Source organism: Microbacterium sp. B19 (assembly GCF_000333395.1).
In the GTDB taxonomy this organism is placed as follows: Bacteria; Actinomycetota; Actinomycetes; order Actinomycetales; family Microbacteriaceae; genus Microbacterium.
Window position 1 is genome coordinate 1 of the sequence record NZ_BADA01000086.1, and the last position, 14,476, is coordinate 14,476.

Genomic DNA, 14,476 nt, shown 5'->3' on the forward strand with positions numbered 1-14,476 from the left:
CTTTCCGTGGAAGGAAGAGGGGAGGGGCGGGGCCGGGGACACCGGCCCCGCCGGATCACAGCGGTGGACGCGAGAGAAGCGCCTGCCGCTGCCAGTGGGGCTCGCGCCGCGCGCGCTCGAGAGCGGCGTGGTTCGTGAGGTCGGCCGGGGCCGTGCGGTGCGCACGCTGATCGGCGCGCGCTGCCGCGCGAGTCAGCAGCCACAGGCCGAGGCGGAGGGAGAGACGGTCGAGGAGACCGAGACGGGTCTCGACGACGGGAAGGGACAACGCGGATGCCGTGTGCTGCGGCGCGCGCGTGAGCGAAGTGTTCATGCGGAGGCTCCGATGAGGAAGGACGAGCAGAGAGGCCACGGCCTACGGGAGGCGAGAGGTGGCGGAAGGGTCGGAGACGACCCGGGCGCACGGCATCCGGAAATCGGACGGCGGTGCGGGAGCGGAGACGGACGAGCGTCTCAACGCGGCGGCGTCACGCCTGACGAACAGGCATGCCGACGACGGTGGTCACTCCGCGCAGGGGTGCGGACAGCACGGGGGCGGCGGTGAAGCCCGTGGCGGTGAAGCCGGTGGTGTTGCGAATCATGGGAGTGACCTCCTTCCTCAGTCGGTTGCGACCCCCGACGCTAGCGGGGTCGTTCAGCGGATGTCAAGCGAAGTTCCAGAAACGGTGGGATCCCGGGCGCGTCGTCTGGCGCCTCCATCGGCCAGCCACCGCGGGATTCCGCGGGTCGTCGGGTAGCGTGAGGCGGAAGTTCACCGGTCGGGAAGGCGCATCCGCATGCACCTCAAGAGCGTCACGCTCAAGGGCTTCAAGTCCTTCGCGCAGTCGACGACGTTCGCGCTGGAGCCCGGGGTCACGTGCATCGTCGGTCCGAACGGGTCGGGCAAATCCAACGTCGTCGACGCGCTCGCGTGGGTCATGGGCGAGCAGGGCGCCAAGACGCTCCGCGGCGGCAAGATGGAGGACGTCATCTTCGCCGGCACGTCCACGCGCGGCCCTCTCGGCCGAGCGGAAGTGCAGCTGACGATCGACAACGCCGACGGCGCGCTCCCGATCGAGTACAGCGAGGTGACGATCAGCCGCACGCTGTTCCGGACCGGGGCGAGCGAGTACGCGATCAACGGGCAGACGTGCCGCCTCCTCGACGTGCAGGAACTGTTGAGCGACTCGGGTCTCGGCCGCGAGATGCACGTGATCATCGGCCAGGGGCGCCTCGACACGGTGCTGCAGGCCTCGGCGGAGGAACGGCGCGGGTTCATCGAGGAGGCCGCGGGGATCCTCAAGCACCGTCGCCGCAAGGAGAAGACGGTCCGCAAGCTCGAGGCGATGGAGACCAACCTCACGCGGCTGAGCGACCTCGCCGGCGAGTTGCGCCGCCAGCTCAAGCCGCTCGGCAAGCAGGCCGAGATCGCGCGGGAGGCGGCCACGATCGCGGCGGTCGTCCGTGATGCGAAGGCGCGGCTGTTCGCCGACGAGCTGGTGCAGTTGCGTCGCGAGCTGGCCGACGCCGCGGCGGCCGAGAGCGAGCGCCACACCGAGCGGCTCATGCTGCAGGACCAGGCGGATGGCATCCGGCTCAAGGTCGAGAGGCTCGAGGAGGAGCAGCGCTCCGAGGCGGTCGACCGTGCCCGACGCGTCGCGTTCTCGCTCGAACAGGTGCAGGAGCGCCTGCGCGGGCTGTATACGCTCGCCGGTCAGCGTCTGACCCTGCTCGCAGACGACGAAGGCGACGCTTCCGCCGCCGCGCCGACCGTGACCCAGGGCATGATCGACGACCTCCGCGCCGAGATCGACGACATCGCGGGTGGTCTCGGCGACGCCCAGGATGCCGCGGCGGACGCGGCCCGCGGGGTCGCCCGCGCCCGTGCGGAACTCGACGCGCTCGACGCGGACATCGCGGCACAGAGTGCGCTGGTCTCCGAGCACGACATGAAGCTCACTGCTCTCCGCGGCTCGGCGCAGGCCGCGGCATCGGGGCTGGCGGTGTCACGCGGTGCCGTGGACCGGCAGCAACGAGCCCTGGATGCCGCGCGCGAACGCCTCGCCGAGGCCGAGGAGGCGCGCGCCGCCCTCGACCCCGACGTGACGCCGGAGGAGTCGACGGCCGAGCACGCCGCGGCGTATGAACGCGCGCAACGCGAGACGAACGACACCGAGACCGAGGTCGCGGGGCTGCGCGAGCGCCTGCACGCCGCCGAGCGCGAGAGGGACGCGCTGACCGCGCAGACCGCGGCGCTCGGCCGCGCGCTCGACGTCCGCAACGCGGCCGCCGACCTCGCCGCGAGCGGGGCCGACGGCATCCGCGGACTCGTCGGCGATGCCGTGAAGGTCACCGCGGGATACGAGGCCGCGATCGCCGCGGCGCTCGGCACGCTCGCGGAAGGGTTGCTGGTCGACGATGACGCGGCCGCATTCGCGGCGGCGCGGTCCGCGCGCGAGGGGGACCTCGGCGTCGTCGAGATCGCGATCGCCTCGGCCCCCGACGCGGGCGACGGCCCCGCGATCGCGGGCGGCGTGCGAGCGGTGGACGTGGTGTCGGCTCCGGCGGGGGTGCGCGGCATCCTGTCGGGGGTCGTCATCGTCGACGATCTCGCGGCCGCGGAGGCGGCGCGGCCGGCGCTGGTCGCCGCGCCCGCCGGAACCGTCCTCGTGACACGGGACGGTGCGGTGCTCACCTCCCGCACGCTGCGGGCCGGCTCGGGCGGCGGGCGTTCTCGTCTCGAGCTCGCCGCGGAACGGGATGCCGCGGCCGACCGTCTCGCGGAGATCACCGTCATCGCCGACTCCCTGCGCGAGGCGCTGGCCGACGAGCAGCGGAAGCTCACCGAGGCGCGCGCCCGCACCAAGGAGACGCTCGCGACGCTCCGGGCGCACGACGCCGCCCTCGCGGCCCACGCCGAGAAGCTGAACCGCGTCACCGTCCGGCACGAGGCCGCCGTCGCGGAGTGCGAGCGGCTCGAGGCCGGCCTCGCGCAGGCCCAGGCCGCTGTCGCGGACGCGGAGGAGAAGGCGCGTGTCGCCGACGATACGCTCGAGCGCGCGCTCGAGGTCCCGCGACCGTTGCTCGACGCCTCGGCGCGCGAGGGCATGCTCGCCGACCTCGAGACGGCGCGCGAGGTCGAGATGCGCGCGCGGCTCGACATCGAGACCCTGCGCGAACGTGTCCGCGCGGGGGAGGCGCGGATCGTGCAGCTCGAGCAGCAGCGCGAACGCGAGCGCGCGGCCGCTGCCGCGGCGGCCCGACGCGCCGTGATCCGTCGAGCGCAGCGCGAGATCGCAGCCGAGGTCGCGGGCGCGCTGCCCGCGTTGCTCGACTCGGTGGACCGGTCGGTCAGCCAGGCGCGGGTCGAACTCGCGGCGGCGGAGTCCGCGCGCTCGGCCGTGACCGCCGATCTCGCGCGCGCCCGGGCCGACGAGACCGCGGTGCGAGAGCGCCTCGCCCGGCTGACCGAGAGCGTCCACGGGCTCGAGCTGCAGATGCACGAGAAGCGCCTGCACGTCACGAGCCTCCTCGAACGCGTGCAGTCCGAGCTGTCACTCGACGAAGACATTCTCGTTTCGGAATATGGTCCCGACCAGCCCATCCCGGTCGGAGAGGACGACGCGACCGAACCCTTCGACCGCGCGACGCAGAAGCGGCGGCTGCAGGAGGCCGAGCGCAAGCTCGCCCAGCTCGGCCGCGTGAACCCGCTCGCGCTCGAGGAGTTCGCGGCGCTCGAGCAGCGGCACGCGTTCCTCACCGAGCAGCTCGCCGATCTGCAACAGACCCGGGCCGACCTGCAGACGATCATCGCCGAACTCGACGAACGGATGCAGACGATCTTTGTCGCCGCGTTCGAGGACACGCGTGCGGCCTTCGGCGAGATCTTCCCGATCCTGTTCCCGGGCGGCGCCGGCAGCATCTCGCTCACGGATCCCGACAACCCCCTCACCACCGGCATCGAGGTCGCGGTGCGCCCGGTCGGCAAGAAGATCGAGCGGCTCTCGCTCCTCTCCGGCGGGGAGCGGTCGCTCGCGGCGGTGGCGTTCCTCACCGCGATCTTCACCGCGCGCCCGAGCCCGTTCTACATCCTCGACGAGGTGGAGGCGGCGCTCGACGACGCCAACCTCGGCCGCCTGCTCGGCGTGTTCGAGAAGCTTCGCGAGAGCAGTCAGCTCATCGTCATCACGCACCAGAAGCGGACCATGGAGATCGCCGATGCGCTCTACGGCGTGTCGATGCGTCAGGACGGTGTGTCGGCCGTCGTCGGTCAACGCGTGGGCGACCGCGCACGCGCTGCGGCGGAACCGGCCCCCGTAAGCTGAGGGAATGGCTGAGAACTCCTGGTCGCTCGGCCGCGCGCTGCGCGGGCTGTTCGTCAAACCCACGATCGACGAGACCACGTGGGACGACCTCGAGACGGCTCTGCTGACGGCCGACTTCGGTCCCGACGTGACCGAGCGGCTCATCGACGAGCTGCGCGAGAAGGTCGACCGCTACCGCACGACCGACCCGCGCGACCTGCAGCGCATGCTCCGCGAGACGCTCGAGGAGCACTTCGCGAAGTTCGACACCACGCTGCGTCTCACCGAGCGCCCGGCCGTGGTCCTCGTCGTCGGTGTCAACGGCGTCGGAAAGACCACGACGATCGGCAAGTTCGCGAAGTTCCTGCAGCGCTACGGCCGCACGGTCGTTGTCGGCGCGGCCGACACTTTCCGCGCCGCGGCCGTCGACCAGCTGGCGACGTGNGCCGAACGCGGGGGAGCCACGATCGTGCGCCCCCAGCACGAGGGTCAGGATCCGGCATCCGTCGCCTTCCAGACCGTCGCGCACGCGAAGGAGACGGGTACCGAGATCGTGCTCGTCGACACCGCGGGTCGCCTGCACACCAGGGNCGGGCTGATGGACGAGCTCGGGCAGATCAAGCGCGTCATCGAGAAGCAGGCCCGATCAGCGAGGTCCTCCTGGTCCTGGATGCCACGACCGGGGCAGAACGGCCTGATGCAGCCCAGCCCTTTCTCGACAGCGCCGGCGTCACGGGGCTCGTGCTCACGAAGCTCGACGGTTCGGCGAAGGGCGGCTTCGTCCTGGCGGTGCAGGAACGCACCGGCATCCCGGTCAAGCTCCTCGGTCAGGGCGAGGGGATCGGCGACCTCACGGGCTTCACGCCGCACGTGTTCGCCGCGTCTCTCGTCGACTGATCCCCTTACCGCACTCGGGCGCTGTGGCGGGTCGCCTTTCGCGAGGCCGGTCGGGCTGGTTTCATGGGGACATGGCGATCGAGCACGACTTCTTCGGACTCCTCGAGTCAGGACCCGACGGGTCGATCTTCTGGTCGGAGAACGTCGAGTTCGGTGATCAGAGCGTCACCGTCGACCTGACCGCTCCCGACCAGGACGACGTGTCCATCGACGCGCTCGACGTGGCCGCCGCGATGATCTCATCCCTCGAGTCGATCGACCTCGCCGCGCGCAACGCGATGGTCAACGAGCTCGACGACCGCACGAGCGAGGTGACCGAGTACATCCTGCAGCAGCAGGCGACTCTCGGCGATGAGCTCGACGACCTGCTCTCGGACCCGTCCGGCGACACGCACATCGACGTCATCAAGTCGCTGCAGCTGATGAGCATGACGATCCTCGCCGACGAGCACGGCGGAACGGATCCCTTCGCCGTCCTCGAGTACGCGCTCGACCCCGACTCGACCGACGACGTGCTCCTGGTGAACCTCTCCTCGGACGGGCAGGTGCAGTCGGTCACCAGCGCCGACTGACCCCGTGCAGACGTTCCTGCCGTACCCGTCGTTCGCCGACTCCGCCGCGGCGCTCGACAGCCGCCGTCTCGGCAAGCAGCGCGTCGAGACGTTCCAGCTGCTGCGCGCGCTCACGATCCCCGACCACGGCTGGCGCCACCACCCGGCGGCGAAGATGTGGGACGGGCACCTGCCGGCGCTCGTCTCGTACGGCCTCATCATGACCGACGCGTGGATCGCCGAGGGCCGCGCCGACACCGTGCGGAAGAAGATCCTCGTCTTCGCGCCCGAGGTCGACGGACAGGCCCAGGACGCCCTGGACCTGCCGCCGTGGATCGGCGACGAGGCGTTCCACCTCGCGCACCGGTCGAACCTCGTGCGGAAGGATGCCGAGTTCTACCGTCCCCGTTTCGGTGACGTGCCCGACGACCTGCCGTACATCTGGCCGGTCTGACCGTCAGTGCCCGTGGAACGCGGGGATGACGAGGTAGACCCCGACGAGCACCGCGGCGGCGAACCCCGCGAAGCACGCGAATCCGCCGATCGTCGCCGCTACGGGTCGGGTCCCGACCCGCGGGGACACGACCGCGTCGCGCCCCTCCGGATCGCCGTCCGCCCCCACCCGGATGTCGGGTGCCCCGACGGCCAGGAGCCGGATGCCGGCGGTGTAGAGCCCCACGATCACCAGAGTCGCGACGAGACCGACGACGAACACGAGGCCGATGGATCCCCAGTCCACGCCGAGCCATCCGGCCGACGCGGAAGCGGTGTGCCGAATACCGTTCATGCGCGTGCCTCCTGCGTGTTCTTGCCCTCACGACCGACGTGGTCGGCATCCAGGGACTCCTCGTTGACGTTCTCCGCCGAGACGGGCTTCCGCCGAGCCAGCAGGAACAGACCCGCGCACGCGCCGAGACCCACCACCAGCACGATCACCAGGCCCAGCGTGCTCGCGCCCGCCGCCCACGCGGCGAGTCCGCCGACGAGGGCGGCGGCCGGGAGGGTGACGATCCACGCGAACGCGATGCGCGCGACGACGTTCCAGTGCACCGACGCGAGCCGCTTCCCGAGCCCCGAGCCGACGACGGCGCCCGAAGTCACCTGCGTGGTCGAGAGGGGGAAGCCGAGCGTGGAGGAGATGAGGATCGTGGATGCCGCGCTCGTCTCCGCCGCGAAGCCCTGGGGCGGCTTCACGTCGGTGATGCGCTTGCCCACCGTCCGCATGATGCGCCACCCGCCGAGGTAGGTGCCCAGGGCGATCGCGAGACCGGCGCCGAGGATGACCCAGAACTGCGGGGCGGTGCCCGCCTCCTGGTATCCCGCGACGATGAGCGTGAGCGTGATGACGCCCATCGTCTTCTGCGCGTCGTTCGTTCCGTGTGCGAGGGAGACGAGGGATGCCGAGACCGTCTGCCCGTGTCGGAACGCGGTGGTGGACCCGGCGACCGTCGCCATGCGTGTGACGCGGTAGACGAGGTACGTCGCGACGAGCGCCACGGATCCCGCGATGAACGGCGACAGGAGGGCCGGCAGCACGATCTTGGAGACGACGCCGCCCCACTCGACGGCGCTGAACCCGGCCCCGATGACCGCGGCGCCGATGAGGCCGCCGAACAGCGCGTGCGTGGAGCTCGACGGGAGGCCGAGCCACCACGTGAGGAGGTTCCAGAGGACCGCCCCCATCAGCCCCGCGAAGATCATCGGGACGGTGATGTCCGGCAGACCCTGGGAGTCCTGGGCCAGGATGCCCTCGGACACGGTCTTGGCGACCGCGGTGGAGAGGAATGCTCCGACGAGGTTCAGCACGGCGGAGATCAGGACGGCGACCTTGGGTTTCAGTGCGCCGGTGGCGACCGAGGTCGCCATCGCGTTCGCGGTGTCGTGGAAGCCGTTGGTGAAATCGAAGAAGAACGAGAGTGCGACGACGAGAAGGACGGGGATGAGGACGGCGAGGTCCACCGGGGGCTCCGTTCGGTGAGGTGTTTCCCACGTGCGGTCGGATGACCGGGCGTCAGGCTAGACCTCGGAAACGAACGGAAAGGGTGCTTCCCCCGCCGGGGCGGCGGGGGCTACCCTCCGCGATTCACACCGCCTGCGCGAAGCCTGCGTCGGCGGCGGCGATGTCCTTCGCGAGGTGCGCGAGGTGCGGCGGAATCTCGCGGCCCTTGGACACCATCGACTGCGCCCACAGGCGGCCCGCGCGATACGACGAGCGCACGAGGGGACCCGCGAGCACCCCGAGGAATCCGATGCGCTCGGCCTCCTCCTTGAACTCGACGAACTCCGCGGGCTTGACCCACCGCTGCACGGGGAGGTGCCGCGGTGTCGGGCGCAGGTACTGCGTGATCGTGATGATGTCGGTCCCGGCCTCGTGCAGGTCGTGCAGCGCCTGCACGACCTCTTCGGGCTCCTCGCCCATGCCGAGGATGAGGTTCGACTTCGTGATGAGCCCCGCATCGCGCGCCGCGGTCAGCACACCGAGCGACCGCTCGTAGCGGAACGCCGGCCGGATGCGCTTGAAGATCCGCGGAACCGTCTCGACGTTATGCGCGAAGACCTCGGGCCGCGAGGAGAAGACCTCCTCGAGCAGCGCGGGGTTGCCGGAGAAGTCCGTCGCGAGGATCTCGACGCCCGTCCCGGGGTTCTCCGCGTGGACCCGCCGCACGGTCTCGGCGTGCAGCCACGCGCCCTCGTCGGGCAGGTCGTCGCGGGCGACGCCGGTGACGGTGGCGTAGCGCAGCTGCATCCGCGAGACGCTCTCCGCGACGCGGCGCGGTTCGTCGGTGTCGTAGTCGGCGGGCTTGCCGGTGTCGATCTGGCAGAAGTCGCAGCGGCGAGTGCACTGCGAGCCGCCGATGAGGAAGGTCGCCTCGCGGTCCTCCCAGCACTCGAAGATGTTCGGGCAGCCGGCTTCCTGGCATACGGTGTGCAGCTCCTCAGTCTTCACGAGGTTCTGCAGAGCCGTGTACTCGGGCCCGAGGCGCGCCTTGGTCTTGATCCACTCGGGCTTGCGCTCGATCGGGGTCTGCGCGTTCCGCACCTCGAGGCGCAGGAGCTTGCGTCCGCCCGGAGCCGTGGATGCCGCGCCCCCGGCGCTGCCGGTCCCGCAGGCGCTCACGCGGCCACCGCCGAGTACTCGGCGCGGAAGACGGACTCGACGCTGTCGACGATGTCGGCGGGGGAGACCTCGGCGCCGAGGACCTCGCTCACCGTCGTGACGCCGGCATCCGTGATTCCACACGGGACGATGCCGCGGAATCCGGCCAGGGTGTTGTCGCAGTTGACGGCGAACCCGTGCATGGTGACACCTCTCTCCACGCGGACACCGATCGCCGCGACCTTGTCGACGCCGAGCGGGCGGCGGACCCACACGCCGCTGCGCCCCTCGACGCGGAAGCCCTCGACGCCGTGCGTCGCGAGAGCTGCGATGAGCAGCCCCTCGAGCCGTCGGACGTGGGCGACGACGTCGAGCGGTTCCGGCAGGCGCACGATCGGGTACCCGACCAACTGCCCCGGGCCGTGCCACGTGATCTTGCCGCCGCGGTCCACGTCGATGACGGGGGTGCCGTCGGTGGGACGCTCATGGGCCTCGGTGCGCTTACCCGCGGTGTACACCGGTTCGTGCTCGAGCAGTAGGAGCGTGTCGGGCCGCGTTCCCGAGACGACGTCGGCGTGCACGACACGCTGCAGCGCCCAGCCGTCCAGATACGGCACGTAGTCGGGGCCGAGCCCCGCGCGAAGAATCTCGAGCATCACCGCTCCCGGTTGTTGGATTGCGTCCAAGAATACATGGATGCCGCGCCCTAGGCTGTCGGCATGGCCACCGAATCCCGCACGGGACGCCCGCGCGCGTCGTCGCGCGAGGTGCTGTCGGAAGCCGCGTGCGAGCTCTTCCTCGAGAAGGGCTACGACGCCACGTCCGTGTCCGACATCACCCGCCGCGCCGGCGTGAGCCGCTCGAGCTTCTTCAACTACTTCTCGGCCAAGAGCGCGGTGCTGTGGTCGGGCTTCGACGAGCGGGTCGACGCCGCGGTCGCGGACCTGCGCGACGGAGGCGCCGTGCCGGAGGTCCTCCTCGCCATCGGCGACGGGCTCGCCCCCGACGCGCTCGCGCTGGCCATCGTGAACGCGGATGCCATGGGCATCGCCGCCGAACTCGACCGCGACCGCGCGATCCGGCAGTTCCGCCTGCAGCGAGAGACCGCCGCGCGGTTGATCCGCGACGGCGCCGCGCCGCTGACCGCACAGGTGCGCGCGGGCGCCCTCGCCGCCGCGGTTCTCGCCGCCGTGTGGGCCTGGGCCGACCACACCGCGGGCCGCCCGCTCACCGAGACACTGTCGGAGGCCCTGGCCGCGGCGTGAGGGCGCGGCATCCGGTGTCGCATCCTCCGTGATCTGCACAACCGCAGTCGCACGGGCCGGATCGGGACCGAGGTTCTGCGGATCACTGAGGTTGCGCTGGCACCCGGCGGCGGTCCGCGGCGGGGCCGCGTAAACTCGTCCCATCATGGCGACTTTCGGCACCCTCTCCGACCGGCTCACAGAGACCTTCCGCAATCTGCGCAAGAAGGGGCAGCTCACGCCTGCCGACGTCGACGGGACGGTCCGTGAGATCCGGCGCGCCCTGCTCGACGCCGACGTCGCGCTGCCCGTCGTCAAGGAGTTCACCGCCGCGGTCCGCGAGCGCGCCCTCGGCGACGAGGTCAACCGCGCGCTGAACCCGGCGCAGCAGGTCGTGCAGATCGTCAACGACGAGCTCATCGGCATCCTGGGTGGCCAGCAGCGCCGTCTGCAGTTCGCCAAGAACCCGCCGACGGTCATCATGCTCGCCGGTCTCCAGGGCTCCGGAAAGACGACGTTCGCGGGCAAGCTCGCGAAGATGCTCGAGAAGGACGGCCACACGCCCCTCCTCGTCGCCTGCGACCTCCAGCGCCCCAACGCCGTGAACCAGCTCCAGGTCGTCGCCGAGCGCGCCGGTGCCGCGATCTACGCGCCCGAGCCCGGCAACGGCGTCGGCAACCCCGTGAAGGTCGCCCGTGACGGCGTCGAGTACGCCAAGCAGAAGCAGTACGACACCGTCATCATCGACACCGCCGGCCGTCTCGGCGTCGACGCCGAGCTGATGAAGCAGGCGGCCGACATCCGCACGGCGACCCAGCCCGACGAGGTGCTCTTCGTCATCGACGCGATGATCGGTCAGGATGCCGTGAACACGGCGAAGGCCTTCCAGGACGGTGTCGATTTCACCGGCGTGGTGCTGTCGAAGCTCGACGGCGACGCGCGCGGTGGTGCCGCGCTGTCCGTCGCTTCGGTCACGGGGCGCCCGATCATCTTCGCGTCGACCGGTGAGGGTCTCGACGACGTCGAGCCGTTCCACCCCGACCGCATGGCATCCCGCATCCTCGACCTCGGTGACATCCTCACCCTGATCGAGCAGGCGCAGCAGGCCTTCGACGAGGCCGAGGCGATGAAGGTCGCCGAGAAGCTCGCGACGGAGACCTTCACGCTCGAGGACTTCCTCGAGCAGATGCAGCAGATGAAGAAGATGGGCTCCATGAAGAAGATGCTCGGGATGCTCCCGGGCATGGGGTCCATGAAGCAGCAGCTCGAGGACTTCGACGAGCGCGAGATCGACCGCACCGAGGCGATCATCCGGTCGATGACGGTCGCCGAGCGTCGGAACCCGAAGATCCTCAACGGCTCGCGGCGCCTCCGCATCGCACGCGGTTCCGGTATGACCGTGACCGACGTGAACCAGCTCGTGCAGCGCTTCGAGCAGGCCGCGAAGATGATGAAGACCGTCGCGCGCGGCGGTGTGCCCAACATCCCCGGCATGGGGCCGATCGGCGGCAAGCCCGGTGCGTCGTCCAAGCGCGGCAAGCAGCAGAAGGCGAAGGGTTCGCGCTCCGGCAACCCCGCGAAGCGCGCGGCCGAGAACGCGGGGATCACCGCCGCGGCTCCGGCGACAGGTTCGGGCTTCGGTCTGGGCGGTCAGAAGGCGCCGAGCGAAGCCGACCTCGCCGAGCTGCAGAAGCTCCTCGGCCGCGGCTGAGTCCGGCGGCACGGGGCTTCTGTCAGGGGAGCACGCCCGCGTCCTGCAACCGGGACACGACGGTCTGCTCGATCGCGATCTGCCCGCGCACCGTCGGGTGCACATCGTCGTCTTGGAGCCACTCGGGATGTCCGATGAGGGGTTGGCCGACGTCGACGAAGGTCCCGCCCACGGAGTCGACGGCGTTGTGCAGGGCTTCGGTGGTGACGGCGGTGTCGTCGGGGACGTCCGGGTCGTCGTTCCAGATGGTGCTGAGCCCCACGATGCGCGCGTCCGGTGCCGCATCGCGGAGCTGCGTGACGGTGTCATCGGTGTCGGTGCGGATCTGATCGGCGTCCTGCCCGAAGTCGTTGCTCGATGACTGCACGATGATCACTTCGGGCTGCAGCGCCGCGACCGCGGGGGAGAAGCCCGCGTACGCGGTTCCGCACTCTCCCGTGACGACGAAGCCCATGCCCGCGCAGGCGAGATTGGTTAGCGCGACGTCCTCGCGCGTCGCGAGCAGGTCGGGCCACGCCTGGCCGTGATCCAGCCCGGCGCCGGACATCAGCGAGTCGCCCAGGGTGACGACACGGAGCGGTGCCGGCGCCGGGGTGGGCTCTTCCGAGGCAGGCGACGCGACGGGGACGAGCGGGGGCGCCGAGAAGGTCAGGGGAGCCACCGCGCTCTTCGGCTCGGGGACGCACCCGGCGAGGACGAGGACGCCTCCCGCGGCGACGGCGACCAGCAGAGGCAACGCGACGCGACGCGGACGGGGCATGCAGAGATCGTAGGGTCGCCAACCTATGAGTCTGCGCCGAGGCGGGGGACTCAGACCCGAAGCGCGGCGAGATGCTCGCGCAGCGTCGGGCCCCCGCGGAACTCCCGGATGAGATGCTGCACCACCGCGCGGAGGTAACCGTCGGCGGCCTCGGCCACGGCCACCTGGCGCGCGGAACTGCCGCCGGTCGCGAGGATCGTCTCGAGGCCCGCGAACTCCCGCGCGCACTTGAGTTCCACGGCGATGTCGGCCAGCTCCGCCATGGTCGCGAGCAAGTGTTCACGAACCGGGAGCTGCGTCCCCTGCCGGTCGACGATGACCCGCGCGTCCAGTCCGTACCGCGCAGAACGCCACTTGTTCTCGCGGGCGAACCACGGCGGGATGCCGGGCAGCTCGCCGCCCTCGTCGAGGATCCGCGAGAAGTGCTCGACGAGCGTCTGCGCGAGCGCGGCGACCGCGGCGAGCTCGGGAAGTGTCGACATGCCGTCGCACGCGCGGATCTCCACGGTGCCCCACCGCGGCGCCGGACGGATGTCCCAGCGGACTTCGCTGGCATCCGCCATCACCCCTGTCCGGACCATGTCGTCGAGGTAGCGCTCGAACTCTGCCCAGTCGTTCAACTGCCACGGGAGGCCCGCGGTGGGGAGCTGCTGGAACACGAGCGCCCGGTTCGAGGCGTAGCCGGTGCGCTCGCCCGCCCAGAACGGACTGGATGCCGACAGCGCCTGGAGGTGGGGGAGGAACACCGTCAGCGCGTTCACGATGGGGATGACCTTGTCGACGTCGTCGACGCCCACGTGCACGTGGATGCCCCAGATCATCATGTTGCGGCCCCACCACTGGGTGCGCTCGATGAGCTTGTGGTACCGCGTCTTGTCGGTGACCTGCTGCTCGTACCACTGCGCGAACGGGTGGCTGCCGGCGCACAGCAGCTCGATGCCGCGCGGTTCGGTCTGCGCGCGCAGCGCGCCGATGGCATCCGCGATGTCGTCCACCGCTTCGGCGACCGTGTGACCGACGCCGCTCGTGACCTCCACCGTGTTGGTCAGCAGCTCACCGGTCACCGTGTACCGCTCGAGCGCCGTGGCCTCCTCGACGAGGTCGAGGATCTCGGGGGCGCGGGGCACGAGATCGCCGGTCTCGCGGTCCGCGAGCATGAGTTCCCATTCGAGTCCCACCGAGGAACGCGTGGACGGGGCGAACGGCAGCGTCATGCGGTCAGTCTGACATGGCGACACGAGCGTCACCGGGTTCGCGACCCGCCGTGTCATCTGGCAGAATAGAGGGTCGGACCAGGTGCTCGACCCTCTATCCAGCGCCGGTCCTCCTCTTTGAGCTTCCGCCGGGTGTGCACCCCACGCTCCAGGCGACCGGTTCGTTCATTTCCCACCACAGGAGAAATCGTGGCTGTCAAGATCCGTCTCAAGCGTCTCGGCAAGATCCGTGCGCCCTACTACCGCATCGTCGTCGCCGACTCGCGCACCAAGCGCGACGGTCGTGTGATCGAGGAGATCGGAAAGTACCACCCGACCGAGGAGCCCTCGTTCATCGAGGTCGACTCGGAGCGCGCGCAGTACTGGCTCGGCGTCGGCGCTCAGCCGACCGAGCAGGTCCGCGCCATCCTCAAGCTCACGGGCGACTGGGGCACGTTTAAGGGCGAGAAGGACGCGAAGTCCACCGTCAAGGTCCGCGAGCCCAAGGCTGCCTTCGAGGCTGACGCCGCCAAGAAGTCGGTCGTGAAGCCCAAGGCCGAGAAGAAGGCCGAGGCTCCGGCCGCCGACGAGGCGCCCGAAGCCGCCGCCGACGAGACCTCGGCAGAGTAAGACCCGTGCTGTCCGCCGCGCTCGAGCACGTCGTCAAGGGGATCGTCGATCACCCTGACGCCGTGACCATCCGTTCCGCCACGTCGCCCCGCGGCGAGGTGCTGGAGGTT

Annotated in this window: 13 protein-coding genes and 2 pseudogenes; 8 read left to right on the top strand and 7 right to left on the bottom strand. The window is 70.5% G+C overall.

Features of this window, described 5'->3' with window-relative positions; all coding sequences use genetic code 11:
• Nucleotides 1-55 precede the first annotated feature (55 nt).
• The gene (locus tag I5G_RS02800; RefSeq protein ID WP_022877691.1) at nucleotides 56-313 is read right to left on the bottom strand and encodes a hypothetical protein; all 258 of its coding nucleotides are present in this window, start codon (nucleotides 311-313) and stop codon (nucleotides 56-58) included.
• Between the two features lie 463 nt (nucleotides 314-776).
• Between I5G_RS02800 and smc the strand changes: the two genes are divergently transcribed.
• The 4 genes and pseudogenes from smc to I5G_RS02830 all read left to right on the top strand — a co-directional run bounded on the left by smc (nucleotide 777) and on the right by I5G_RS02830 (nucleotide 6,185).
• Nucleotides 777-4,304: a chromosome segregation protein SMC gene (gene smc, locus I5G_RS02810; protein ID WP_022877693.1), complete on the top strand. Its 3,528-nt coding sequence runs from the start codon at nucleotides 777-779 to the stop codon at nucleotides 4,302-4,304.
• A 4-nt stretch (nucleotides 4,305-4,308) separates the two neighbouring features.
• Nucleotides 4,309-5,180 (top strand): annotated as a pseudogene (gene ftsY, locus I5G_RS20270) (signal recognition particle-docking protein FtsY).
• Between the two features lie 71 nt (nucleotides 5,181-5,251).
• Nucleotides 5,252-5,752 carry a DUF2004 domain-containing protein gene (locus I5G_RS02825; RefSeq protein ID WP_022877696.1) on the top strand — a complete coding sequence of 167 codons (501 nt, stop codon included), beginning with the start codon at nucleotides 5,252-5,254 and terminating at the stop codon, nucleotides 5,750-5,752.
• Between the two features lie 4 nt (nucleotides 5,753-5,756).
• Nucleotides 5,757-6,185 carry an MSMEG_6728 family protein gene (locus I5G_RS02830; RefSeq protein WP_022877697.1) on the top strand — a complete coding sequence of 143 codons (429 nt, stop codon included), beginning with the start codon at nucleotides 5,757-5,759 and terminating at the stop codon, nucleotides 6,183-6,185.
• 3 nt (nucleotides 6,186-6,188) lie between these two features.
• Here I5G_RS02830 and I5G_RS02835 read toward each other — a convergent pair whose 3' ends face one another.
• The 4 genes from I5G_RS02835 to lipB form a co-directional block, all read right to left on the bottom strand.
• Nucleotides 6,189-6,518 carry a hypothetical protein gene (locus I5G_RS02835; protein WP_022877698.1) on the bottom strand — a complete coding sequence of 110 codons (330 nt, stop codon included), beginning with the start codon at nucleotides 6,516-6,518 and terminating at the stop codon, nucleotides 6,189-6,191.
• Nucleotides 6,515-7,690, bottom strand: a complete 1,176-nt coding sequence (locus tag I5G_RS20275; RefSeq protein ID WP_022877699.1) for an inorganic phosphate transporter — start codon at nucleotides 7,688-7,690, stop codon at nucleotides 6,515-6,517. Before I5G_RS20275 ends, I5G_RS02835 begins: the two co-directional genes overlap by 4 nt.
• Nucleotides 7,691-7,814: 124 nt before the next feature.
• Nucleotides 7,815-8,849 (bottom strand): lipoyl synthase, encoded by a 1,035-nt coding sequence (gene lipA / locus I5G_RS02845; RefSeq protein ID WP_022877700.1) that lies wholly within the window; start codon nucleotides 8,847-8,849, stop codon nucleotides 7,815-7,817.
• Nucleotides 8,846-9,484, bottom strand: coding sequence for a lipoyl(octanoyl) transferase LipB (gene lipB, locus I5G_RS02850; protein ID WP_022877701.1), 639 nt, complete (start codon nucleotides 9,482-9,484; stop codon nucleotides 8,846-8,848). Before lipB ends, lipA begins: the two co-directional genes overlap by 4 nt.
• A 63-nt stretch (nucleotides 9,485-9,547) precedes the next feature.
• On the opposite strand from lipB, the gene I5G_RS02855 reads away from it, so the two are divergent.
• Together I5G_RS02855 and ffh are read left to right on the top strand one after the other, a co-directional pair.
• On the top strand, nucleotides 9,548-10,093 hold the full coding sequence (locus I5G_RS02855) for a TetR/AcrR family transcriptional regulator (protein WP_022877702.1): 546 nt from the start codon (nucleotides 9,548-9,550) through the stop codon (nucleotides 10,091-10,093).
• A 145-nt stretch (nucleotides 10,094-10,238) separates the two neighbouring features.
• Nucleotides 10,239-11,783 carry a signal recognition particle protein gene (gene ffh, locus I5G_RS02860; protein ID WP_022877703.1) on the top strand — a complete coding sequence of 515 codons (1,545 nt, stop codon included), beginning with the start codon at nucleotides 10,239-10,241 and terminating at the stop codon, nucleotides 11,781-11,783.
• Nucleotides 11,784-11,805: 22 nt separating this feature from the next.
• On the opposite strand, the gene I5G_RS02865 is transcribed toward ffh, so the two are convergent.
• Complete coding sequence (locus I5G_RS02865) at nucleotides 11,806-12,543, bottom strand: SGNH/GDSL hydrolase family protein (RefSeq protein ID WP_022877704.1); 738 nt, start codon at nucleotides 12,541-12,543, stop codon at nucleotides 11,806-11,808.
• A gap of 50 nt (nucleotides 12,544-12,593) precedes the next feature.
• A complete protein-coding gene (locus I5G_RS02870) occupies nucleotides 12,594-13,757 on the bottom strand; it encodes a glutamate--cysteine ligase (RefSeq protein WP_022877705.1) in 1,164 nt (387 codons plus the stop codon).
• A gap of 189 nt (nucleotides 13,758-13,946) precedes the next feature.
• Between I5G_RS02870 and rpsP the strand changes: the two genes are divergently transcribed.
• Complete coding sequence (rpsP, locus tag I5G_RS02875) at nucleotides 13,947-14,366, top strand: 30S ribosomal protein S16 (protein WP_022877706.1); 420 nt, start codon at nucleotides 13,947-13,949, stop codon at nucleotides 14,364-14,366.
• Between the two features lie 5 nt (nucleotides 14,367-14,371).
• A pseudogene (locus tag I5G_RS26325) lies at nucleotides 14,372-14,476 on the top strand (RNA-binding protein); the annotation flags it as partial.

Coding starts and splice junctions, on each gene's coding strand:
- I5G_RS02800 (WP_022877691.1), bottom strand. CDS start 313: ATGAACACTTCGCTCACGCGCGCGCCGCAGCACACGGCATCCGCGTTG.
- smc (WP_022877693.1), top strand. CDS start 777: ATGCACCTCAAGAGCGTCACGCTCAAGGGCTTCAAGTCCTTCGCGCAG.
- I5G_RS02825 (WP_022877696.1), top strand. CDS start 5,252: ATGGCGATCGAGCACGACTTCTTCGGACTCCTCGAGTCAGGACCCGAC.
- I5G_RS02835 (WP_022877698.1), bottom strand. CDS start 6,518: ATGAACGGTATTCGGCACACCGCTTCCGCGTCGGCCGGATGGCTCGGC.
- lipB (WP_022877701.1), bottom strand. CDS start 9,484: ATGCTCGAGATTCTTCGCGCGGGGCTCGGCCCCGACTACGTGCCGTAT.
- I5G_RS02855 (WP_022877702.1), top strand. CDS start 9,548: ATGGCCACCGAATCCCGCACGGGACGCCCGCGCGCGTCGTCGCGCGAG.
- ffh (WP_022877703.1), top strand. CDS start 10,239: ATGGCGACTTTCGGCACCCTCTCCGACCGGCTCACAGAGACCTTCCGC.
- I5G_RS02865 (WP_022877704.1), bottom strand. CDS start 12,543: ATGCCCCGTCCGCGTCGCGTCGCGTTGCCTCTGCTGGTCGCCGTCGCC.
- I5G_RS02870 (WP_022877705.1), bottom strand. CDS start 13,757: ATGACGCTGCCGTTCGCCCCGTCCACGCGTTCCTCGGTGGGACTCGAA.